Here is a 21,556-nt window from a genome sequence, read left to right as displayed (position 1 = left end):
CCAAGAAATATTTTCTTGGGAGTTTTTGTTTACTTTTTATTATTTTCTGGCATGAAGGTTAATTGATAGCGATCATTGAAAAAGGTCCGAATAGCTAAATGAGCGGCAGTTGCTGAGACTAGAGAAGTGGTGCCTAATAAAGTAAAGGAGATCATAATTTGGTACATAATCGCTTTGGTAGGATCGACACCGGCAAAAATTAAACCAGACATCATACCCGGTAAGGTAACAACTCCTGTCGTTTTCACGCTATCGACAGTTGGTTGAATACCAGATTTAACGGCAAGTTTCTTAATATGAGTACTTGCTTGCTTCGGACTTGCTCCTAAGGCTAGCATTTCTAGGAATGCCTGTCTATGATCTTCAAAAAGTTGTTTCAAGTTTCTAAAGGTCAAACCGAGAGCCGTCATGGCCGTTCCGGCAATCATTCCAGTAATTGGAACCACCTGTGAAGGGGTAAATTTTAGAGAACCAGATAAGACGAGTATCGCTAAACTAGTGAGTGATCCAATTCCGATTGCTGATAAAGAAATGGCGAAGGCTTTATTGATGCCTTTACCGTGTTTAGAAGCATTCCAAGAAGCATTAAAGATAATAATAGCAACCATGGCTAAAGTAAGCCAAATATTATTGACAGAGAAGACTTGTTCTAAGACATAGCCTACAACTAATAATTGTAAAATAACCCTTACAATGGCAATCAATAAATCTTTCCAAAGCTCCAGTTGTTCTCTGTATGAAATATAAAAGGTTATTAAGACAAGTGAAAAGGAAAGGCCTAAAGAAAGAGGACTAACTTGAAGGTTCTGAGTCATTATTCTTCCTCACTTTCATCTATATTGTTTGAAATATAAACTTCACGATTAGCTGGCCGGTGGTCTTTATCTAAATGACTGATTAATAGAGTGGTAATACCCTCTTTGTCGATATATTTGAGTAACCAATGCCATAGTATTTCTCTGGTTCTTTGATCAAGAGCAGAGGTAATTTCATCTAATAATAATATCTCCGGTGGAAAAATTAAATTTCGAATAAGAGCAACCCGTTGTTTTTCTCCTCCAGATAGGCTATTAATTTCCTTGCTTAAATAATCGCTTGAAAGTTCTACTTCTTGCAACAATTGAACAATGTGATCTTTGTTAGCGGATAAATCGCGAATTTCATAGGGAAAGGACAAGTTATCCCATACATCTCGACCAAACAATTGAGCTGTTTGGAAGCAGTAGGAAATTTTTTGTCTCAGTTCAATTGGTGGATACTGGTTAATTTCTTTCTCTTCAAAAAAAATAGACCCTGATCGACTGAGGTTAGGGACATTTAAGTAAACAAGTTCTTTTAAGAGGGTGGATTTTCCGGATCCAGAAGGACCATTGATAGAAACAAAATCACCTTTTTCAACATTAAAAGATAAGTCAGAAATAATTGTTTTTTCTGAGCTTTGAATGGTAAGATTTTTGACTTCCAGAATATTCGACATAATATACTCCTTTTTAGAATCATTATCATTTAGTTTAACATGAAAGTGAAGATTATTAAAGCTAACTAAAAAAGTTGAAGCTTTAAGCTTCAACTTTTAGAATCTATTTATTGGAAAGAGCTAAATCAATGAGCTCGTCGGCCAACCAATCGTTTTTTACTAATAGAGGTCCATGGAAATAGCTACCAAAAGTATTGCGGTAGTGAGTACCTTCGGTTTGGTCCTTACCATTATTTCCATATCCTTGAATGACTTTCCCAAAAGACTTCTGATTTTCACCCAGGTGGGTCACGCCGTTATGGTTTTCAAAACCAATTAATTCACGTTTAAAATATTCAGAATAGATTTTGGTATCGCCGGTAAAGCGGTTATTAATTTGTCTCTCTGTATAGTGATTAAGTATACCAAGTCCCGGTAGTTTTTCCCCTTTAGCATTTACATAATAATGTCCTAAAAGCTGGTAACCACCACAAATAGCTAAAACCACACCGTCTTTTTCTATAAATTCTTGCAAACCCGGTCGAATGGATTGAAGTTGCTTAGCAATTACTTTTTGTTCGTAATCTTGTCCACCGCCAAAAAACACTAGATCGTAGGCTTCAGGGTCAAATGTGTCATCAATGGTTACTACTTCAGTTAATACATCCATTCCTCTTTGTTTAGCATGATATTGAAGCATCAGTAAATTTCCATTATCACCATATGTATTAAGTAAATTGCCATATAAGTGACATATTTTAAATGTTTTCATACACTTCTTCCTCTCAGTGGTTAAGATAACCTTGCTTTTTTAATTCTTCTCTTAATTTAAGCATGGCAGTATAGGTTGCTAAAATATGAATGTTTTTTGAATTAGATTGCTCAATTAATTGGAAAATTTCTTCCATTGAGTGGGCTTTTTTAATTTTACTTTCATCAATACCTGCAACGATAATCCGTTTTGTCAAATCATCCATTTTATCACCCGCAGTGATGACTTCTTTAACAGGCATGGCATTTAAGCGTTCATAATTACCATCCCAAATCCAAGAAACATCAGTTCCATCAGCATATTGATTATTTAAGATGTTGACTAGTGTGAAAGGTTGATGATCGAAAGTGATCAGCTCTAGTACTTGATCTAAGCCAACCGGATTTTTAACCAAATTAAGTAACACTTTTTTATTTTTCAATTGAATGCTTTCTTGGCGTCCAAATACTTTTTTAGCTTTTTCGAAGCCTTGGCGAATTTCAACATCACTTAAACCCAGTTCTCTAGTTAGTGAATAAGCGGCTAAGGCGTTGTATATATTATACTTACCAGCAACTGGTAAAGTGAAAGACTGGCCATTAATTGTGAATTGAGAATGAGTAAGGGCGAGCTCATTAATTTGATCGACAGTATAAGTTAATTCAGGACGTTTAAAACCACAGTTATTGCAATAATATTTACCTAAATTAGCATAAGTGATCATATTATAGGTTAGGATATGGTCGCATTCTGGACAAAGTAGGCCATCGGTATTATGATGCGGTACAACGAGTTCATCTTTTTGATGATCAAATCCAAAGAAAATTTTCTCGTTTTTTATTTCTGATGAATTGAACATTGGTAAATCGCCATTGGCAATAATTTTAGCTGTAGGCACTGTTTTAGCAGCGTCTTTTAATAAATCAAAAATAGTGTGAAGTTCACCAAAACGGTCCAATTGATCACGAAAAATATTTGTAAAAACAAAATACTCAGGCTGAATGGCTTTAACTACATGACTTAAAGAACCTTCATCGACTTCTAAAATGGCTATGCCTTTTTGATCACCTTTTAAGCGAGGTGCTTCTAAGAAGGTAGTGACTATTCCTTGATGCATATTTGATCCGGAGGGATTAGTAATGACTAAAGGTTTTACTTCTTTTAAAATTTCAACAATTAAAGAGGTTGTGAGTGTTTTTCCGTTTGTACCGGTTACAACCACAACTTGATAGTTTTTAGCTAATTCTTTTAAAATATCAGGCTCTATGGTAAGAGCGATTTTTCCAGGAAAGGAAGATCCTCCTTGAGTGAATTTGGTCAACAAATAACGGCTTGTCTTTCCAATAATACGAGCGATTTGGCTACGTAATGGCATGTTACCACCTCAATTTTTATAATTTACAAGTAATATTATTCTATCAGTCCTCTAGTGAATTTGGAAGAAAGAATCTCTTTTGACAAGTGATAGGATATGATAGAATAGAATTGTGTGCTAAGGATTGACATTCTAAATAAAAATAACCTATCATAAATAGGTTGAATTAAAATAATAACATGAGGAGTAGGTTTATGGCTAAGTTTTATTTTAAATACGGGGCAATGAATTCGGGAAAATCAATTGAAATTATTAAAGTTGCTCATAATTACGAAGAACAAAACAAAGCTGTTCAAATCTATACTTCAGCAATAGATAACCGAGATGGGGTAGGTATTGTTTCTTCACGAACAGGCTTTAATCGAAAAGCTATTCCTATTTCCGATGAGGATAATTTTTATGAAATGATTAAGGCTTCTCACCAAAAAAACCGTTTGTATTGCGTATTGGTTGATGAAGCACAATTCTTAAGGAAGCACCATATTATCGAATTGGCACAAGTTGTCGATGAGTTAAATATTCCAGTAATGGCTTTCGGTTTAAAAAATGATTTTACCAATGAATTATTTGAAGGGTCAAAATATTTGCTCCTGTACGCTGATAAAATCGAAGAGATTAAAACGATTTGTTGGTTTTGTCATAAAAAAGCAACTATGAATTTAAGGTTTCTTGATGGCGAACCAGTTTATGAAGGTGACCAAATCCAAATTGGGGGTAATGAAGCATACTTACCTGTTTGTCGGAAGTGTTATAAGAATCCTGGTAAAATTTAAAAAGACTTTAATAAGTAGATTGAGGAGAATGTCATGTTTGAACAATTAGATCAATTAATCTTCCGTTTTGAGGAAGTAATCGAAATGATGAGTGATCCAGAAATTATTTCCGATTCAGATCGATTAAGAGAGTTATCAATAGAAGAGTCCGATTTAAGACCTAAGGTAGCTAAAATTCGTCGTTACAAACAAGTGAATGAAGAACTGTCAGATACTGAAGAAATGTTAGCGGGTGATTTAGACGCTGATATGGTTGAATTAGCCAAGGTAGAACTTTCTGATTTGAAGGAAGAAAAAGATCAATTAGAAGAAGAAATTAAATTAATGATGTTACCGGAAGATCCTAATGATGGTAAAAATATTATCATGGAAATTCGTGGAGCAGCTGGTGGGGATGAAGCTCAACTATTTGCTGGTGATCTTTTGACAATGTACACAAAGTTTGCCGAAGCTCAAGGTTGGAAAGTCGAATTAATGTCAGCTAATATTACTGGTATTGGAGGTTATAAAGAAGTAACCTTAATGATTACGGGTGAAAAAGTCTACTCCAAATTAAAATTCGAAAACGGTGCACACAGAGTACAACGTGTACCAGAAACAGAATCGCAAGGGCGAGTACATACTTCTACTGCCACAGTGGTAGTAATGCCCGAGCAAGAGGAAATCGATTTTGATTTAGATGAAAATGATATTCGTGTGGATATTTATCATGCTTCTGGTGCCGGTGGGCAGCACGTCAATAAAACAGCTTCTGCAGTACGTATGACTCATATTCCAACCGGTGTGGTTGTGGCTATGCAGGATGAGCGCTCTCAACTAAAAAACAGAGAAAAAGCCATGAAAGTCTTAAGAACACGCGTTTACGATATTCTTCAGTCTGAAAAGCAAGAAGCATTTGATTCTGAGAGAAAGTTGGCAGTAGGTACTGGAGATCGTTCTGAACGGATTCGTACTTATAATTATCCTCAAAACCGTGTGACTGATCACCGGATTGGCTTAACCATTCAGCAACTCGATTCTATTATGCAAGGTAATATCGATGAAATTATTGATGCACTTGTTGTATATGACCAAACACAAAAGTTGGAGGAGCTCAATGGTCAAGAATCTTAACAAAATCACTTTAAATGAAGCCCTCCAAAAGGCTTCATTTTTTTTGAATCAGTACGGCTACGATGCAAATTTAGCACGCCATTATTGGATGCAGTTGTATGATTGGGATTTAAGTCAAACTGTGAATGCTTTAAATCAACCGATTTCTCAAGGTCAAGCCAGCCAATTTGAAGCTGCTCTATTCCGAATAGTAAAGGATGAACCGATACAGTATATCAGTGGGTACACTTATTTTATGGACCACAAATATCAAGTAAGTCCGGATTGCTTGATTCCGCGAGAAGAAACGGCAGGATTAGTTGAAAAAGCGCTGGCTTATATGCGTAAACTTCCCCCAGGTAAAGTAATTGATGTCGGGACCGGTTCGGGCGCAATTGCTATTGAATTAAAGAAAGCTTTACCAACCTGGGAAGTTTATGCTAGTGATTTCTCTCAATCGGCCTTAAAAATGGCAAAGAAAAATGCCAATAATCATCAAGTGGATATTCAATTTATTCATTCAGACTTGATGAAAGCCGTTAATCCTGATTTGCGATTCGATGTATTCGTTTCTAATCCACCTTACATTGCACAAAGTGAGTTGGATTTAATGGATGCTTCTGTAAAAAAATACGAACCACAACTAGCCTTGTTTGCAGAAGATGAAGGTTTAGCGATTTATAAAGCTTTAGCTAAACAATTGCCTTCATGCTTAAACCCAAGAGCGGGTGTTTTTTTTGAAATTGGTTTTGCTCAAGGTCTGGCTGTTAAGACGATATTGCAAGACGCTTTTCCAATGGCTTTTATAAAAATTGAGCGTGATTTTGCAGCTAAAGATCGCTATGTATCTTTGATACGAGAGGGGGAAAAAAATTGAATACTGTAATTTTTGATAAGGAAAATTTACTGAAAGCGGCGGAACTGTTAAAGGCGGGGGAACTGGTTGCTTTTCCAACTGAAACAGTTTATGGATTAGGAGCTATTGCTACGAATTCTGAAGCAGTGGCTAAAGTATTTAAAGCCAAAGGTCGACCTAATGACAACCCTTTAATTGTGCATGTTGCTAATCAAGATCAAGTCAAAGAACTAGTGGAGGAAATCTCTCCCCTCGCTCAATCATTGATGGATAGTTTCTGGCCTGGCCCTTTAACTATTATTTTTCCACTTACAAAAGGCAAGGTTGCTGATAATGTGACAGGCGATAAAAAAAGTGTGGCTATTCGGATGCCTAATCAGCCTCTCACCTTAGAATTAATTCGCTTGGTGGGAACTCCTCTAGTAGGACCCTCAGCAAATTTATCTGGTAAACCAAGCCCTACTTGTATAGCGCATGTATTACATGATTTTAAAGGCAAAATTGCTGGAATTATAAATAATGCGCAAGATTTAACAGATGTGGGTGTTGAATCAACTGTTGTGTACCCCCATAGTGATAGAGTGGATGTTTTAAGACCGGGCCATATCACGCCTAGTCAGATTCAAAGCAAAATAGGCTGTCCTGTTCAGCTTGTTTCTGAAAAAACGCAATTGGCTAACTTGAATGTAGCTTCTCCAGGAGTTAAATATCGCCATTATAGTCCCAAGCAACCCGTTTACTTGGTAACATTTCCTAGAAAATTAGAGGAATGGATTGAGTTAGTAAATAAAGAACCGCTGAAGATAGGTATTTTAGCTGATGATACTATTGTTGATGGTTTAAAAAAACTGCCTCAGGTTGTGGATAGTTATTCATTGGGGCAACCGAATAACTGGAAGAGCGCTTCACAACATCTATTTTCTGGACTGAGGATCTTGGAAGAAGGACCGGCAGAAAAAATTTATGTTCAAGGATTAGAAAATAATGAGAAAACACTCGCTTTCATGAATAGGGTTACGAAAGCGTCATCATTTGTGTTATAATTAAACTACAACTATATGTTGTAACTATTTTTTTGGAGGGTGTATATATGTCAAATATTAATGCAGAAGTTTTTGAGGTAATTGAAAAAGAACGCCAACGTCAAACGCATGGTATCGAATTAATTGCTTCAGAAAACTTTGTATCTGAAGATGTAATGAAAGTTCAAGGTTCAGTCCTTACTAATAAATATGCTGAAGGATATCCAGGTCGTCGTTATTATGGTGGCTGTGAATACGTTGACATTTTAGAACAATTAGCAATTGACCGCGCGAAAGAGTTATTTGGAGCTACTTATGTTAACGTTCAACCTCATTCAGGTTCTTCAGCTAACTTAGCAGTTTATCGTGCATTTTTAGAGCCAGGAGATAAAGTATTAGGTATGGACTTATCTCAAGGTGGTCACTTAACTCACGGATCGCCAGTTAACTTCTCAGGTCAGTCATACCATATGTTAGCTTATGGTCTTGATGAAAATGAACAATTAGACTATGACACTTTAGAAAAAATTGCTCGCGAAGAAAAACCAAAAATGATTATTGCTGGTGCTTCTGCATATTCACGCACAATTGATTTCGAAAGATTTGCAAATATTGCTAAAGAAGTTGGCGCTATCTTGATGGTTGACATGGCTCATATCGCTGGTTTAGTAGCGGCAGGTTTACATCCAAATCCACTTCCTTATGCGGATGTAGTTACAACTACTACTCATAAGACTTTGAGAGGTCCTCGTGGTGGTATGATCTTAACTGCTAAAGAAGAATATGGTAAGAAATTAAATTCTGCTATCTTCCCAGGAATTCAAGGCGGACCTTTAGAACACGTAATTGCAGCTAAAGCAGTTGCCTTTGGTGAAGCCTTACAACCAGAATTTAAAGAATATGCCCAACAAGTAATTAAGAATGCTGCTGCTATGGCAGAAGTATTTAATGAAAGTGGTTTGCGTGTTATCTCAGGTGGTACAGATAACCACTTAATGTTGTTAGACTTAACAAGCTTTGATGTTTCTGGTAAGTGGGCACAAAATCGCCTAGAAGAAGTTGCAATTACTGTTAATAAGAACTCAATTCCAAATGATCAACGTTCATTCGTTGAAACATCTGGTATTCGTGTTGGAACACCAGCGATTACTTCTAGAGGTGTTAAAGAAGATCAAGCACGTGAAATTGCTGAAATTATTGTTAAAGCTCTTAAAGCTGAAGAGTCTGAACTTGCTGAATTACGTAAGCAGGCAGAAGCAATTGTAGCTGACAAGCCTCTTAACGCTTATAACTAAGATACATTAGATCGGGAGGGAAAAGAATGGCAAAATTTACGGTAGTTGATCATCCTTTAATTCAACATAAACTAACCATTATTCGCGATAAGAATGCTTCAACTAAAGTTTTTCGTGAAGTGACTAATGAGATAGCCATGTTAATGGCTTACGAAATTACTCGCGATTTACCGCTTGAAGAAGTTGAAATTGAAACACCCTTAGCTATTACTAAGCAAAAACAAATTGCGGGTAAGAAAATGGCAATCGTTCCAATTCTTCGTGCGGGATTAGGCATGGTAGATGGGATTTTATCTCTGGTTCCTGCTGCTCGTGTAGGTCACATTGGTTTGTATCGTGAGCATGATACATTAGAGATTGTTGAATATTTTGCTAAACTTCCTCTTGATATTAAGGATCGCCAAGTATTTGTAGTCGATCCTATGTTAGCTACTGGAGGATCAGCAATATCAGCACTTAAGCAACTTACTGAAAAGTATGGTGTTGATAAGGAGCACATTACCTTTGTTTGTTTAGTGGCTGCTCCTGAAGGAGTGAAGGCTCTACAAGAAGCTTTCCCAACTGTTGATATCTTCACAGCTGCCTTGGATGAACGCTTAAATGAGAATTCATATATTCTACCAGGACTTGGTGATGCTGGTGACCGTATCTTCGGGACTAAATAATTTTAAATTACTTGCACAGGTAGATTTTTCTACCTGTGTTTTTTTATGAGGAGAATTTAATGACACTTGATAAATTTTACCGACAAACAATTCATCAAAGACGATTAAATATTAACCATTATATAGAAAATAAGATGAACTTCCCGATACTTGAGGAAGAAAGAGCCAATCAAATGATTGAGAATTATCTTTACACTTACGGAATCCCAATGGGAATATTACCGACTATTCGAGTCAATCAAAAAGACTACGTAGTTCCAATGGTTACAGAAGAACCTTCGGTAATAGCAGCGGCCTCAAATGGGGCTAAACATTTAGGGAATATTAAAGCGCGTTTTGATCGTAAAACGATCAAAGGACAAATTATCTTAACCGATTTGACTGAAGCTGAAGCGAGGCAAGCTCTGAAGGAAAATAAAGAAGACTGGCTAAGCTTTACTAAAAAAGTGGCTTATCGAATGGTAGAAAGAGGAGGCGGACCTTTAGATATTGAATATTCTTCTTTTTCAAGTGATAAGAACCTCTTTCACTCCTATTATCTTTTGTTTGATCCATGTGAAGCAATGGGGGCTAATGCTTTAAATACCGTTTTGGAAGCCTTAGCTACTAAGATAAAAAATGATACAGGAGGTAAAATTTTGATGGCCATTCTTTCAAATTTTAATCCGAAAAATTTTGTTAGAGTGGAAACGATCCTTCCTGTAGAGCGCTTAAATATAAATTTAGACAAAGCTCATCATTTGGCCGAAAAAATTGCAATGGCTAGTGAGTACGCTCAATTAGATCCTTACCGTGCTACAACTCACAATAAAGGTATTATGAATGGAGTGGATGCTGTTTTGATAGCAACAGGTAATGATTGGCGCGCGGTTGAAGCCAGTGTCCATGCTTTTGCAAGTAAAGAAGGGCGTTACCGAGCCTTAAGTCAGTGGTTTTATGATTCAAAGAAGGCTGAATTAATCGGACAAATGGATATACCTCTTCCCGTTGCTACAGTGGGAGGAACTTTATCTATTCATCCAATGGCCCAATGGTCCTTAGAATTAATGGGGAATCCTAAAGCAATTGAGCTAGCTCAAGTCATAGCATCCGTCGGATTAGCTCAAAATTTTGCTGCCTTGAAAGCTATCGTATCTGAAGGTATACAAAAGGGTCATATGGGACTACAGGCTCGTAGTTTAGCTATTCAAGTGGGAGCCAAATCAGATGAAATTGATCCATTAGTTAAATTATTAAAAGCAACTGAAGGCTTTAATTCTCAGCTTGCAAGGGATTTACTAGACAAAATGAGAAATTCATAAGATAATGTCTATTATTATTAAAGAACTGAGGAGGGAATTAATGAAAACAAAAGTTGGAATCGACCGTATTCATTTTTATATACCACCCCAATATGTAGACATGGAGGAGTTAGCTCAAGCAAGGAAAATCGATCCTGCAAAGTTTACCATCGGAATCGGCCAAAGTCAGATGGCTGTCACGGATTACAAGCAAGATATTGTAACGTTAGCTATTAATGCTGCATTACCAATTATTTCAAAAGAAGATCGAGACATAATTGATCAAGTGATTGTAGCCACTGAATCGTCTTTTGATTATTCTAAAGCCGCTTCGATTTATTTGCACGAGGCATTAAAAATTAACCGTTTTGCGCGCTCATATGAAATAAAAGAGGCTTGCTACGCAGGAACCGCGGCCTTACAAGCGGCAGTAGATTATGTACGTTTAAGGCCTAAAAGAAAAGTGCTTGTCGTTACGACGGATATTGCTCGTTATGGTCTAGCATCTTCCGGAGAAGCGACTCAAGGAGCAGGGGCAGTGGCCATGTTAATTACTGCTGATCCAGCAATTTTAGCTATAGAAGAAGAAAGCATTGCCTATACTGATAACCAATTTGATTTTTGGCGTCCGCAATACGATACTTATCCTCGTGTTGATGGCAAGTTTTCTACTGATTTATATAATCAGACCTTCTTGAATCTCATGGAAGAAGTGGGCGAGCGTAAACCGGATTTTTGGGATGCTTATCAAGTACAATTATTTCATTTGCCATTTACCAAGATGGGACGAAAAGCGATTAAAAATTATCGTCAGTATTTAAGTAATTCGACTGATAAAATCAGTGACACTGATCAGAAGTTGAAGGCTTTAGATCTTTGGGAGAAACATTATGAACATGCTATTGAATATTCAAGAAATATCGGCAATATCTATACTGGATCTCTCTATTTAGGGTTAATATCACTTTTAAATTATGATCAAAGTCTTAAAGAAGGAGATAAAATTTCCTTATTCTCATATGGTTCAGGTGCAGTTGCTGAATGTTTCTTTGGAGAGTTACAAGATGGCTTTAGAGAGGCTATTCTTTTTAAAGAAATTGAATCGATGTTCCAGAAACGACGTAAATTAAGTATTGAGGAATACGAAGAACTTTATTTAAAATCGATTGAAACAAGTGATGGAATAATAGAATTTGATCCAAGTGTTCACGAAGGAGAGTTTTATTTAGCTAAAATTGATAATCATCGACGTTATTACAAACAAAAAATTAGTCATCAAAATGACTCAAAAATGTAATAAATAGATTTCTTACTGTCAAAGAATACTAGAACAGCTTTTTCACTGTAAAAGCTGTTCTTCTTGGCAGTATTTTATTTTATATTTATTTTACTTACTTCTTATTTATGCTATTATGATTACGAACATGAAAGGGTGATTTGAATGTATGCAATTATAAATGGTATGGCAGTACTGTTTTTCCGCATTTTCTTTGTCATCCTAGCCTATATGGCTTTGTCAAAAGTGAAGTGGCGAAGTATTTTACAGCCTCAATACCAAGCAATGGAAAGATATCTTTGTATTTTATGTAGTATCGGCTTGGGCTATTTGACTAGTTCATTTTTTATAACAATCATTGAAACCTTACGTCTATTATTGATGTCAGCGTTTCTCTAATTATGTGTTTAAGTCTGTCGCCTACTCCAAAGCGATAGTCTTCAAAAGGGGATTTATTTAAAATGGAAGAAATTATTGTACAAGGTGGTAACCGTTTGGAGGGTACAGTCAAGGTCGAAGGTGCTAAGAATGCAGTTTTACCAATTCTGGCAGCTTCTATTTTGGCGTCCAAAGGAATTACACGACTAAGTAATGTTCCTGTACTATCAGACGTTTTAACAATGAGTGAATTGTTAAAAAATATTGATTTAGATACTAACTTTAATCAAGCAAACAATCAGATGACACTCGATGCGACAGGTCAGGTTAAAACAATGGCTGATTATGACTTTGTCAGCAAGATGCGTGCTTCAATCGTTGTAATGGGTCCCATGTTAGCCCGTTTCGGTCATGCGCGGGTGGCCATGCCAGGAGGTTGCGCCATCGGGACACGTCCTATTGATTTGCACTTGAAAGGCTTTGAAGCATTAGGAGCTACAATTGAGAATGCAGCAGGATATGTTGAAGCAAAAGCAGACCAATTAATAGGAACAAATATTTATTTGGATTTTCCTAGTGTGGGGGCCACTGAAAATATTATGATGGCTGCTGTTTTAGCCAAAGGTGAAACAGTTATTGAAAATGTTGCTAGAGAACCAGAAATTGTCGACTTAGCTAACTTTTTAAATAAAATGGGGGCTAAGGTATCAGGTGCTGGAACAGAAACAATTCGCATCGAAGGTGTTTCGGAACTTTTTGCTACAGATTATGAAATAATGCCGGATCGTATTGAAGCGGGTACTTTTATGGTAGCAGCTGCCGTAACCAATGGAGATGTTATGATTGAAGGAGCAATCGCTCATCATAATAAACCATTAATTAGTAAGCTACAAGAAATGGGAGTTATCTTCGAAGTGTTCGACTCTTCCTTAAGAGTAATTGGACCTAAGACCTTAAAAGCTACAGATATAAAAACGATGCCTTATCCAGGATTTCCAACGGACATGCAAGCGCAAATGTCAATTGCACAATTGTTGGCTAACGGAGACTCAGCACTTTCTGAAACAGTTTTTGAGAATCGTTTCATGCACTTTGAAGAATTACGTCGTATGAGTGCAGAATTTAAAATTGAACGCCAAACAGTAGTAATGTATGGTCCTGCGGAATTATCAGGGGCACAGGTTAAAGCAACAGATCTACGGGCTGCTGCAGCTTTAATTATTGCGGGACTTACGGCTAAAGGATTGACCAGAGTTTCTGAATTGAAATATCTTGACCGTGGATATTACCTCTTCCATGAAAAATTGGCTCGCTTAGGAGCAAACATAGAACGCGTTAATATTCAACCTATTCCATCAATTCAAAATAAGCCAGCTGTAGCAGCTGTGTTTGCTTAATTATCATCCAGAAAGGATGAGTAAAATGGCTAGAGATATAGGTATCGATTTAGGAACCACTAATGTATTAATTCATCTTAAAGGTAGAGGAATCATATTAAATGAGCCTGCAGTGATTACTGTGGATCGTTCAACTCAAGATGTAATTGCAGTGGGGCGAGAAGCATATGAAATGCGTGGGAGAGTACCAGATTCTCTTGAAGTTATCCAACCCTTAAAGGGTGGAGTGGTGTCAGATTATGACTTAACAGAGGCTATGTTGCTACACTTTTTTAAACGCGCCCATATTCGTCGTGGTTTAAGGAAAGCAAATGTTTTAATTTCTACTCCAACAAGTGTGAGTGAAATCGAACAACTTTCGCTATTCGAGGCGGTTCAAAAGGTTACTGCGGGTCATGTTCGCGTGGAGGCTGAACCGATGGTAGCAGCTATTGGGTCTGGATTGGATGTTTTATCTCCCAAAGGATGTATGGTTGTAGATATTGGTGGAGGGACGACTGATATTGCAATAATTGCTTCAGGTGAAATTCTTCATTCAGAATCTATTAAGATAGCCGGAGATGATTTTGACGAAGCAATTATTCAGTATTTTAAAGACCATTACCAACTACTGATTGGCATCCAATCAGCTGAGAAAATAAAAATGCAACTTGCTTGTGCTAAAAAGGTGGAAGGACGAGATGTCCACAATCAAGAGTTAAAGGGCCGAGATCTCGTTACTGGTTTACCAAAGTCAATTAATGTCGATTCAAATGATTTATATCGGGCGTTAAAAGATTTATTGGAACAAATTGTTCGAACAATACGCAGAGTGATTGAACAAGCATCTCCAGAAATAATTGCAGATATCCATGGTCAGGGTCTGGTTATTACAGGCGGTGGTGCCATGATTCAAGATCTTGATTTATTAATTACTGAACATGTAAAAGTGTCGGCTATTCCTTCAGACCAGCCTATGAATGCAGTGGCTTTAGGAACAGGAATGATGATGGATTGGGTAGAGTCAGGCTTAATTGACCCAAATAAAAGTAATAAAAAGTCTAGCAAGCCAAATTTCTTTATCAGAATGTGGCGATCAATTTGGAAATAAACTAGAGGTGAATGTATGACAGAGAAGTTGAATTACTTAAAATATCCACTATTAAAACAAGTTATGAAAGGCCTTCTTAAAGTCCTTCTCCTTATCATCCTTTTAGTGATTGTCTTTATAATTGGTTTAGTTATTGGTTATGCGGTCTTAGGAGATGGAAATTACTGGGAAGTATTTAATCAAGATACATGGTTGCATTTATTGACATTTATTGAATGATTTTAAAAGAAAATATCGATTAGGGGAAAGAAGGGATACTTTGCAGACAAGTGATTTTTCTGTATTTGAGTTATTGCTTTATATCATTCCTCTAACTATGATTTTTTTAATTAAAAAATATGGTAGACCTTATTTAACGTATTTTAAAAATTGGCCTATAACATTAGCTATTTGTTTATTACCAACTTTATTTGTTTTAATATATGGGTTTGGTTGGCTAATTTTTGGTTTTAATGTTCTTCCATTTATTATTTTATTTTCTTCTTTTTCAATTGGTGTTCAATTGCATAAGTATATGCAAGAAATCGATTGTTTCTATTTTAATAAATTTTATTTACCAGCAAGTGAATTACTTTTTTATTTATTGGTTTTTCATTTAGTGGGAATGATTCTTTTAAGATGGTGGACGATCTTTTTCTAAAATCCCCACCACTTTTTTGTTATATCTAAAACATTATAATATCAATCTTCAATAGGCTTTGCTTTTTAGCAAAGCCTATTTTTTTATCTAATTTTGGTTATAAGGTGGTGAAAAGTGGGTGTATGTGGTAGAATGAATTTAACTTAGGAGAGGAGTGTGATTAAGTCGTGTTAATGGGAGAATATCAACATAATATTGATACTAAAGGCCGCTTAATTATGCCTGCTAAGTTTCGTCCGGAACTGGGGTCTAGTTTTATCGTAACCAGAGGACTGGATGGATGTTTATTTGGTTATCCTATGAATTCATGGGAAACAATTGAAGAGAAACTGAAACAATTACCTCTAGCTAAAAAAGATGCACGTAAGTTTACCCGTTTTTTCTACTCGGCTGCCACCGAAGTAGAAATTGATAAGCAAGGACGGATTAATTTACCAAAAAATCTTATAGAGTTCGCTAAGATTGATAAGGAATGTCGTGTGATTGGCGTATCAGACCGTATCGAGATTTGGAGCAGTGAGCTTTGGAAAGATTTTGCAGAAGATGCTGAGGAGAATTTTGAAAGTATTGCAGAAGAAATGATAGACTTTGGATTTTAAAATAAAGAGGTGACAATATGTCCTTTGAGCACGAAACAGTTTTATTAAAGGAAACAATTGATGGATTAGAAGTGAACCCTAATGGAGTTTATGTTGATTGCACATTAGGTGGTGCTGGTCATGCTCAATACCTATTAAGCCTTCTTTCAGATAATGGGAAATTATTGGCATTTGATCAAGATCTTATGGCAATTAATAATGCTAAGATAACTTTAAAAGAGGAATTATCACAAGGAAAAGTAACTTTTTTTGAAAGAAATTTTCGTGAGTTAGAGTCCGCCTTATCTAAGGAATCTATCGATTTAATTGATGGAATTTACTATGATTTGGGAGTATCCTCACCGCAATTAGATATTGCAGAAAGAGGGTTCTCCTATCACCAAGAGGCAAGACTGGATATGCGTATGGACCAAAGGCAAGCTTTAGACGCTTATGAAGTCGTAAATACTTGGGATTATAATGACTTAGTTCGGATTATTTTTCGATACGGTGAAGAAAAATTTGCTAAAAGAATTGCAAGAAAGATTGAACAAAGCCGTGAAAAACAAGCTATTGAAACCACTACTCAATTAGCAGAGATTATTAAAGAAGCAATTCCTGCTGCGACACGTCGTACCGGTGGTCATCCAGCTAAGCGAACCTTCCAAGCTATTCGAATAGCTGTTAACGATGAATTGGGTGCAGTAGAGAGTTCGATTGAACAGGGTTTAAAACTATTAAAAGTAGGTGGCAGGATGGCTGTCATTACCTTTCATTCTTTAGAAGATCGGCTGGTAAAGCAGATGTTTAAACAAGTATCCACTTTACCAGAAACACCTAGAAATTTACCTGTATTAACCAACCAACAAGCAGAATATCGATTAATTAACCGAAAACCAATACTCCCTTCAAAAGAAGAATTAGAGAGTAATAATCGATCGAGATCAGCAAAATTAAGAATTATTGAAAGAGTTAGTATGTAGATATTAAGGAGGGTAGCAATTGTGACTGAGAATTATCATAGAAAAAACATTTACAAGAAAAACCAAAACCAATCGCTATCCGGTCAATCTACTAATATGTTTGATGGGTCAGCTGTTCGGAAATTAGAAGAGTGGGAACCCTCCCATCACTCATATAGAAATAATCATGAAGATAGAAAATTAATAAGAAAACCGATTAAAACGAATCGGATTTTTGCAATACTTTTAATTTTTATAATAGTTAGCTGTTGTTTTGCTAGCCTCTATGTTAACTGGCAAGTCAATCAGGTCAACCAAAAGATTCAAAAAATCCAATTTGAAGAGTCTGAACTGGTTAAAGAAACTGAAATGTTAATAGTTGAAAAGGCTGAAAACTTAAAGTATGAAAATATTGAAGCTGTAGCAGAAGCAAATGGGATGAAGACAGAAATGGATCGCGTAAAGGATATCGATCAAAATGAAGAATAATAACAAAGTAGAAAATAATCAAGGTTTGAACTTATTTTTTTTAGCCATCATTGTAATAATAGTAGGCTTGTTAATGATTGGCCGAATGGCACAAATAGGACTATTAAAAAAAGTAAATGGTGTTACTTTAACTAATCAAGAAATGCAAGTAGATAATAGAAGTAGTATTGCTAAAGCAAAAAGAGGCACGATTTATGATCAATATGGTCAGCCGATTGCAATAGATACTACTTCTTATTCTATGTACGCTGTTTTAGATGGTGATTGGGCAGAAGGTGAAACCGTAAAAGATATTGATTATACCGCAACAATTCTTGCCAAATATATCAATATGCCTCGAGAGAAAATATGGACCCAACTAAATCATGATAATGTCAATCAGGTTGAGTTTGGATCAGCTTCTAAAAACTTATCAGCACAGACAAAATTAGCGATTGAATCCGAGAACTTACCGGGTATTTTTTTCACCAGTCAGGTAAGTCGTTATTATTTTAATGATTATTTTGCTTCTCATTTAATAGGTTTTGCAGAGGCTGATGAAAATAACCAACAAGGATCTCAATCAAATTTAGTAGGAGCCATGGGTATTGAAGCGGTATTTGATGATATATTGTCAGGTGAGTCATTAAACGGAGAAACTGGTGATTACCAATCAGCCAATGATATTTATTTAACTTTAGATAGTCGTATTCAAAATCAAACTGAAGCAATTTTAGATAAAAACTTTAACAAATATCAACCAGAGTCAATGGGCGCTTACTTAGTTGATTTGCAAACTGGTAAATTATTAACTTCTGCTCAAAGGCCCTCCTTTAATTTAAACACTAGAGAAGGGGTCGATAAACTTTGGCAGAATTTATTAGTTGAAACAGCGAATGAACCTGGATCAACCGTGAAAATCTTAACCATGGCTAAAGCTAAGGAAATGGGTGTTTTTGAACCGGGGGAAACTTTCTTATCAGGAAAGGTAAAGGTGTATGATCGTGAAGTAAGAGACCATAACCAATTTGGTTGGGGACAAATTTCTTTTGAAGATGGGTTTATTCGTTCATCTAACGTGGCAATGGTCGAGTTAGTAAATCGAATGGGCGACCAAGTTTGGACTGAGGAATTAAAGAAATTTGGCTTTGGGGTCAGCACGAATAGCAAATTAGCTAATGAGAATCCAGGATCACTGGATTTTACCAATCCTGCATCACGTGTAATGTCTGGATTTGGGCAAGCATTTTCAGCCACACCGATGCAACTTTTACAAGCCTATAGTTCGATTGGTAATCAAGGAAAAATGATAAAAATCCAATATATTGATCATATTAATGAAAATGGCAAAACTTATCAAAAACAGGATTTAGGGCAAGTTATCCAACCCAATGTAACACCCTATATTATTGATTTGATGACCCAAGCGGTTGAGGATCCTGAAGGAACTTCAAGACCCTTTAAGTCTGATTTAGTGAGAGTAGCTGCCAAAACTGGGACAGCTCAAATTGGCAATGAAGAAGGGACAGGTTACTTAACGGGACGTAATGACTATTTTTATTCAGTAATCAGTTTTTTTCCTGCTGAAGAGCCAAAATACATGTTATATTTATTTATAAAAAGACCACAAAATGACCATGGTATATATGGTACTCAGATGCTGTCCGAAGTTTTTCATCCAATGCTAGAGTCTATACTAATCAAGCAATAGAGAGAAGGAAATAAAATGCGCTTAAATAATCTAATAGAAGTCTTAATCAACTACCGAATTTTAGGCGATTTAAATCTAGACAAAGATATAAAAGACCTGACCAATGATAATCGTAAACTAATTGATGGAGGAGCATTTATAGCGATAAAAGGTGAAAGGTTTGACGGACATTCAGTGATTGATCAGTTAGTTAAAGAAAGACTCTCATTGATAGTTGCCGAAGATTTTTCATCTAATCAAGTGGAACAAGCTTTAAATAATAATATAACTTTAGTCAAAGTTCCTTCAACTTATCGAGCGCAATCGATATTAGCTCATCAGTTTTTTGGTCAACCATCTAGCCAACTTCCTCTAGTAGCCGTAACGGGTACTAACGGAAAGACGACTACTACACATTTGATTTCTCAATTTTTGGAGTTATTAAATCATAAGACAGGTCTGATAGGTACCCTTCATTACAAAATTGGAGATCGCAAACTTCCAGCTGTTAATACCACTCCAGAAGCTGTGAGTTTACAAAGATATTATCAATCAATGGTCGAAGAAGGATGTACGGATATAATTATTGAGGCATCTTCCCATGCTTTATCCTTAGGCCGTCTTTGGTATTCAGATGTGGATTGTGCGATTTTTACTAACCTAACTCGAGAGCATTTGGATTTTCACAAGACAATGGATAATTATGCTTATGCTAAGAGTTTGCTGTTTGCTCAATTGGGTCAAAGTTTCCATCATCAAAAGCCACGTCTGGCGATCATTAATCAAGACGATCCCTATGCGGAGGTAATGAGCCAAGCAACCGGAGCAGTTGTTATTACTTATAGTATGAAGAATCCTAACGCTACAGTTTATGTGGATGAACTGACGACTGAAGGCTCAACACAAAAATTCAAGCTTCATTTTCAAGGTGAGACTTATCCAGTTGCCTTATCAATGATTGGTGCGTATAATGTTATGAATTATTTGGCAGCTTTTCTTTGTTTAGTAGTGTATTATGGCTATTCAGCTGAACAAATAGTTGATTTGACTCCGAAACTAAATGGTATTCCTGGAAGAATGCAAGTTATCGATAAAGGGCAAAATTATCGTGTTGTCATTGATTTTGCTCACACACCGGATGCTTTAGAAAATGTTTTAAACGAATTGAAAGAGACTACAAAAGGGAAGCTAAGAGTATTGTTTGGACATTCTGGTGGTAATAGAGATTCAGCTGCTCGACCAGATTTAGGTGATATTTTATTTAAGTGGGCGGATCATATTGTATTTACCGCAGATAACCCTAGAAATGAGCCAGTTAAAAAAATTGTTTCTGAAATGGTAAGAGATCATAAAGAAATTTCTTATGAGTTAATTGAAGATCGAAAAGAAGCTATTCATTATTTAGTAAATCATGCTGAAGCTAATGATACAATTCTCTTTGCTGGTAAAGGAGGAGAGGCTTATCAAGTAATTGGTGATGACTATTTACCTTATGATGAGATTGCGATTGTAGAAGAGGAGTTAGAAAACAAATGGAAAAGATGATGCAGTTATTAATGGCTTTCATTAGTTCAGGACTGTTAACACTGGCTTTAGTTCCGCTTTTTATCCGTTTATTCATAAAAAAGAAAATGGGTCAAGCTATTCGAGAAGAAGGCCCTTCCTGGCATCAAGTTAAAACAGGTACCCCCACTATGGGAGGAACGGTTTTCATTTCAGTATCCATAGTGATTACTTTGTTGTTTGGCTGGTTATTTAAGTTACTAGATGCTAATCTCTTGATGATTGCGCTAACTTGGTTGTTTTTTGGTGGCATTGGTTTTGCCGATGATTTTATATCTATTTTCACCGGTAAAAATGAAGGATTAACGGCTAAACAAAAATTTCTACTGCAGCTTTTATTTTCTGGTATCGTAGTTTTAGCGGGTTATCTATTAGGGAAAACCTTTGTATTGCCTATTTTCTCTTTGGAAATTAATTATTTATTAGTTGTGATAGCATTTGCCTTCTTTTGGATTACTGGTTTTTCTAATGCTGTTAACTTAACTGATGGATTAGACGGTCTAGCTACAGGTTTAAATATTATTGCCTATGGAGCCTACTTTATGTTGGCTATCCGTCTAGACCAAGCATCAGTTGCTATGGCTTGTTTAATTGTTGTAGCAAGTCTTTTATGTTTCTTACTATTTAATCGCAAACCCGCTCAAATCTTCATGGGTGATGTGGGTTCGTTAGCTTTAGGGGCAGGTTTAGCAATCATTTCAATACTTTTAAATAATCCGTGGTCTTTATTGATTATTGGCTTAGTTTTTGTAATTGAAACTTTATCTGTCATCTTGCAAGTTGCTTCTTTTAAAACAAGAGGGAAGAGAATTTTTAAGATGTCACCCATTCACCATCATTTTGAGATGATTGGATGGTCTGAAGAGTTAGTAGTAATTGTTTTTTGGACAGTAGGAATACTTGCTAGCTTGCTCTATTTCATTTTATAATAGGCATAATAAGCGAGAAA

General features: G+C 36.2%; 23 protein-coding genes. 19 read left to right on the top strand and 4 right to left on the bottom strand.

Annotated elements, in window-relative coordinates; genetic code table 11:
- Positions 1–29: 29 nt before the first annotated feature.
- The 4 genes from NW240_RS04110 to NW240_RS04095 form a co-directional block, all read right to left on the bottom strand.
- Positions 30–815 carry an ABC transporter permease gene (locus tag NW240_RS04110; protein ID WP_258436196.1) on the bottom strand — a complete coding sequence of 262 codons (786 nt, stop codon included), beginning with the start codon at positions 813–815 and terminating at the stop codon, positions 30–32.
- On the bottom strand, positions 815–1,477 hold the full coding sequence (locus NW240_RS04105) for an ATP-binding cassette domain-containing protein (protein WP_258436195.1): 663 nt from the start codon (positions 1,475–1,477) through the stop codon (positions 815–817). The genes NW240_RS04110 and NW240_RS04105 overlap by 1 nt, the downstream gene beginning before the upstream one ends.
- A gap of 103 nt (positions 1,478–1,580) precedes the next feature.
- Positions 1,581–2,228: a type 1 glutamine amidotransferase gene (locus tag NW240_RS04100; protein ID WP_258436194.1), complete on the bottom strand. Its 648-nt coding sequence runs from the start codon at positions 2,226–2,228 to the stop codon at positions 1,581–1,583.
- Between the two features lie 13 nt (positions 2,229–2,241).
- Complete coding sequence (locus NW240_RS04095; protein WP_258436193.1) at positions 2,242–3,582, bottom strand: Mur ligase family protein; 1,341 nt, start codon at positions 3,580–3,582, stop codon at positions 2,242–2,244.
- Between the two features lie 194 nt (positions 3,583–3,776).
- Here NW240_RS04095 and NW240_RS04090 point away from each other — a divergent pair, with 194 nt between their 5' ends.
- From NW240_RS04090 to mraY, 19 genes are all read left to right on the top strand, one after another.
- Positions 3,777–4,355 (top strand): thymidine kinase, encoded by a 579-nt coding sequence (locus NW240_RS04090; protein ID WP_258436191.1) that lies wholly within the window; start codon positions 3,777–3,779, stop codon positions 4,353–4,355.
- A gap of 33 nt (positions 4,356–4,388) precedes the next feature.
- Entirely contained in the window at positions 4,389–5,468 is a 1,080-nt protein-coding gene (gene prfA / locus NW240_RS04085) for a peptide chain release factor 1 (protein WP_258436190.1), read from the top strand.
- On the top strand, positions 5,452–6,324 hold the full coding sequence (gene prmC, locus NW240_RS04080) for a peptide chain release factor N(5)-glutamine methyltransferase (protein WP_258436188.1): 873 nt from the start codon (positions 5,452–5,454) through the stop codon (positions 6,322–6,324). Before prfA ends, prmC begins: the two co-directional genes overlap by 17 nt.
- Complete coding sequence (locus NW240_RS04075; RefSeq protein ID WP_258436187.1) at positions 6,321–7,346, top strand: L-threonylcarbamoyladenylate synthase; 1,026 nt, start codon at positions 6,321–6,323, stop codon at positions 7,344–7,346. Before prmC ends, NW240_RS04075 begins: the two co-directional genes overlap by 4 nt.
- 47 nt (positions 7,347–7,393) lie before the next feature.
- On the top strand, positions 7,394–8,620 hold the full coding sequence (glyA, locus tag NW240_RS04070) for a serine hydroxymethyltransferase (protein WP_258436186.1): 1,227 nt from the start codon (positions 7,394–7,396) through the stop codon (positions 8,618–8,620).
- 26 nt (positions 8,621–8,646) lie between these two features.
- Positions 8,647–9,285 (top strand): uracil phosphoribosyltransferase, encoded by a 639-nt coding sequence (gene upp, locus NW240_RS04065; protein ID WP_258436185.1) that lies wholly within the window; start codon positions 8,647–8,649, stop codon positions 9,283–9,285.
- A gap of 59 nt (positions 9,286–9,344) precedes the next feature.
- A complete protein-coding gene (locus tag NW240_RS04060) occupies positions 9,345–10,586 on the top strand; it encodes a hydroxymethylglutaryl-CoA reductase, degradative (RefSeq protein ID WP_258436184.1) in 1,242 nt (413 codons plus the stop codon).
- Between the two features lie 40 nt (positions 10,587–10,626).
- Positions 10,627–11,862, top strand: coding sequence for a hydroxymethylglutaryl-CoA synthase (locus NW240_RS04055; RefSeq protein ID WP_258436183.1), 1,236 nt, complete (start codon positions 10,627–10,629; stop codon positions 11,860–11,862).
- 144 nt (positions 11,863–12,006) lie between these two features.
- Positions 12,007–12,240 carry a DUF1146 family protein gene (locus tag NW240_RS04050; RefSeq protein ID WP_309302393.1) on the top strand — a complete coding sequence of 78 codons (234 nt, stop codon included), beginning with the start codon at positions 12,007–12,009 and terminating at the stop codon, positions 12,238–12,240.
- A 62-nt stretch (positions 12,241–12,302) separates the two neighbouring features.
- Positions 12,303–13,616 carry a UDP-N-acetylglucosamine 1-carboxyvinyltransferase gene (gene murA / locus NW240_RS04045; RefSeq protein WP_258436182.1) on the top strand — a complete coding sequence of 438 codons (1,314 nt, stop codon included), beginning with the start codon at positions 12,303–12,305 and terminating at the stop codon, positions 13,614–13,616.
- Between the two features lie 25 nt (positions 13,617–13,641).
- On the top strand, positions 13,642–14,706 hold the full coding sequence (locus tag NW240_RS04040) for a rod shape-determining protein (protein ID WP_258436181.1): 1,065 nt from the start codon (positions 13,642–13,644) through the stop codon (positions 14,704–14,706).
- Between the two features lie 15 nt (positions 14,707–14,721).
- Positions 14,722–14,925, top strand: coding sequence for a DNA-directed RNA polymerase subunit beta (locus NW240_RS04035; protein WP_258436180.1), 204 nt, complete (start codon positions 14,722–14,724; stop codon positions 14,923–14,925).
- Positions 14,926–14,965: 40 nt separating this feature from the next.
- A complete protein-coding gene (locus NW240_RS04030) occupies positions 14,966–15,346 on the top strand; it encodes a hypothetical protein (RefSeq protein WP_258436179.1) in 381 nt (126 codons plus the stop codon).
- Between the two features lie 173 nt (positions 15,347–15,519).
- On the top strand, positions 15,520–15,945 hold the full coding sequence (gene mraZ, locus NW240_RS04025) for a division/cell wall cluster transcriptional repressor MraZ (RefSeq protein WP_396134548.1): 426 nt from the start codon (positions 15,520–15,522) through the stop codon (positions 15,943–15,945).
- A gap of 17 nt (positions 15,946–15,962) precedes the next feature.
- Entirely contained in the window at positions 15,963–16,907 is a 945-nt protein-coding gene (gene rsmH, locus NW240_RS04020; protein WP_258436177.1) for a 16S rRNA (cytosine(1402)-N(4))-methyltransferase RsmH, read from the top strand.
- A gap of 21 nt (positions 16,908–16,928) precedes the next feature.
- On the top strand, positions 16,929–17,375 hold the full coding sequence (gene ftsL / locus NW240_RS04015) for a cell division protein FtsL (RefSeq protein WP_258436176.1): 447 nt from the start codon (positions 16,929–16,931) through the stop codon (positions 17,373–17,375).
- Positions 17,365–19,065 (top strand): penicillin-binding protein 2, encoded by a 1,701-nt coding sequence (locus NW240_RS04010; protein WP_258436175.1) that lies wholly within the window; start codon positions 17,365–17,367, stop codon positions 19,063–19,065. The genes ftsL and NW240_RS04010 overlap by 11 nt, the downstream gene beginning before the upstream one ends.
- Before the next feature lie 15 nt (positions 19,066–19,080).
- Positions 19,081–20,589 carry a UDP-N-acetylmuramoyl-L-alanyl-D-glutamate--2,6-diaminopimelate ligase gene (locus tag NW240_RS04005; protein ID WP_258436174.1) on the top strand — a complete coding sequence of 503 codons (1,509 nt, stop codon included), beginning with the start codon at positions 19,081–19,083 and terminating at the stop codon, positions 20,587–20,589.
- Positions 20,577–21,536 carry a phospho-N-acetylmuramoyl-pentapeptide-transferase gene (gene mraY / locus NW240_RS04000; RefSeq protein WP_258436173.1) on the top strand — a complete coding sequence of 320 codons (960 nt, stop codon included), beginning with the start codon at positions 20,577–20,579 and terminating at the stop codon, positions 21,534–21,536. Before NW240_RS04005 ends, mraY begins: the two co-directional genes overlap by 13 nt.
- Positions 21,537–21,556: the final 20 nt, after the last annotated feature.

It is taken from the genome of Facklamia sp. 7083-14-GEN3 (genome assembly GCF_024742075.1).
Lineage (GTDB): Bacteria > Bacillota > Bacilli > Lactobacillales > Aerococcaceae > Facklamia.
The sequence above is the reverse complement of the archived record's forward strand: the minus strand, read 5'-3'. Positions and strand labels throughout refer to the sequence as shown.

Coding starts and splice junctions, on each gene's coding strand:
- NW240_RS04110 (WP_258436196.1), bottom strand. CDS start 815: ATGACTCAGAACCTTCAAGTTAGTCCTCTTTCTTTAGGCCTTTCCTTT.
- NW240_RS04105 (WP_258436195.1), bottom strand. CDS start 1,477: ATGTCGAATATTCTGGAAGTCAAAAATCTTACCATTCAAAGCTCAGAA.
- NW240_RS04100 (WP_258436194.1), bottom strand. CDS start 2,228: ATGAAAACATTTAAAATATGTCACTTATATGGCAATTTACTTAATACA.
- NW240_RS04095 (WP_258436193.1), bottom strand. CDS start 3,582: ATGCCATTACGTAGCCAAATCGCTCGTATTATTGGAAAGACAAGCCGT.
- NW240_RS04090 (WP_258436191.1), top strand. CDS start 3,777: ATGGCTAAGTTTTATTTTAAATACGGGGCAATGAATTCGGGAAAATCA.
- prfA (WP_258436190.1), top strand. CDS start 4,389: ATGTTTGAACAATTAGATCAATTAATCTTCCGTTTTGAGGAAGTAATC.
- prmC (WP_258436188.1), top strand. CDS start 5,452: ATGGTCAAGAATCTTAACAAAATCACTTTAAATGAAGCCCTCCAAAAG.
- glyA (WP_258436186.1), top strand. CDS start 7,394: ATGTCAAATATTAATGCAGAAGTTTTTGAGGTAATTGAAAAAGAACGC.
- upp (WP_258436185.1), top strand. CDS start 8,647: ATGGCAAAATTTACGGTAGTTGATCATCCTTTAATTCAACATAAACTA.
- NW240_RS04060 (WP_258436184.1), top strand. CDS start 9,345: ATGACACTTGATAAATTTTACCGACAAACAATTCATCAAAGACGATTA.
- NW240_RS04055 (WP_258436183.1), top strand. CDS start 10,627: ATGAAAACAAAAGTTGGAATCGACCGTATTCATTTTTATATACCACCC.
- NW240_RS04050 (WP_309302393.1), top strand. CDS start 12,007: ATGTATGCAATTATAAATGGTATGGCAGTACTGTTTTTCCGCATTTTC.
- murA (WP_258436182.1), top strand. CDS start 12,303: ATGGAAGAAATTATTGTACAAGGTGGTAACCGTTTGGAGGGTACAGTC.
- NW240_RS04040 (WP_258436181.1), top strand. CDS start 13,642: ATGGCTAGAGATATAGGTATCGATTTAGGAACCACTAATGTATTAATT.
- NW240_RS04035 (WP_258436180.1), top strand. CDS start 14,722: ATGACAGAGAAGTTGAATTACTTAAAATATCCACTATTAAAACAAGTT.
- mraZ (WP_396134548.1), top strand. CDS start 15,520: ATGGGAGAATATCAACATAATATTGATACTAAAGGCCGCTTAATTATG.
- rsmH (WP_258436177.1), top strand. CDS start 15,963: ATGTCCTTTGAGCACGAAACAGTTTTATTAAAGGAAACAATTGATGGA.
- NW240_RS04010 (WP_258436175.1), top strand. CDS start 17,365: ATGAAGAATAATAACAAAGTAGAAAATAATCAAGGTTTGAACTTATTT.
- NW240_RS04005 (WP_258436174.1), top strand. CDS start 19,081: ATGCGCTTAAATAATCTAATAGAAGTCTTAATCAACTACCGAATTTTA.
- mraY (WP_258436173.1), top strand. CDS start 20,577: ATGGAAAAGATGATGCAGTTATTAATGGCTTTCATTAGTTCAGGACTG.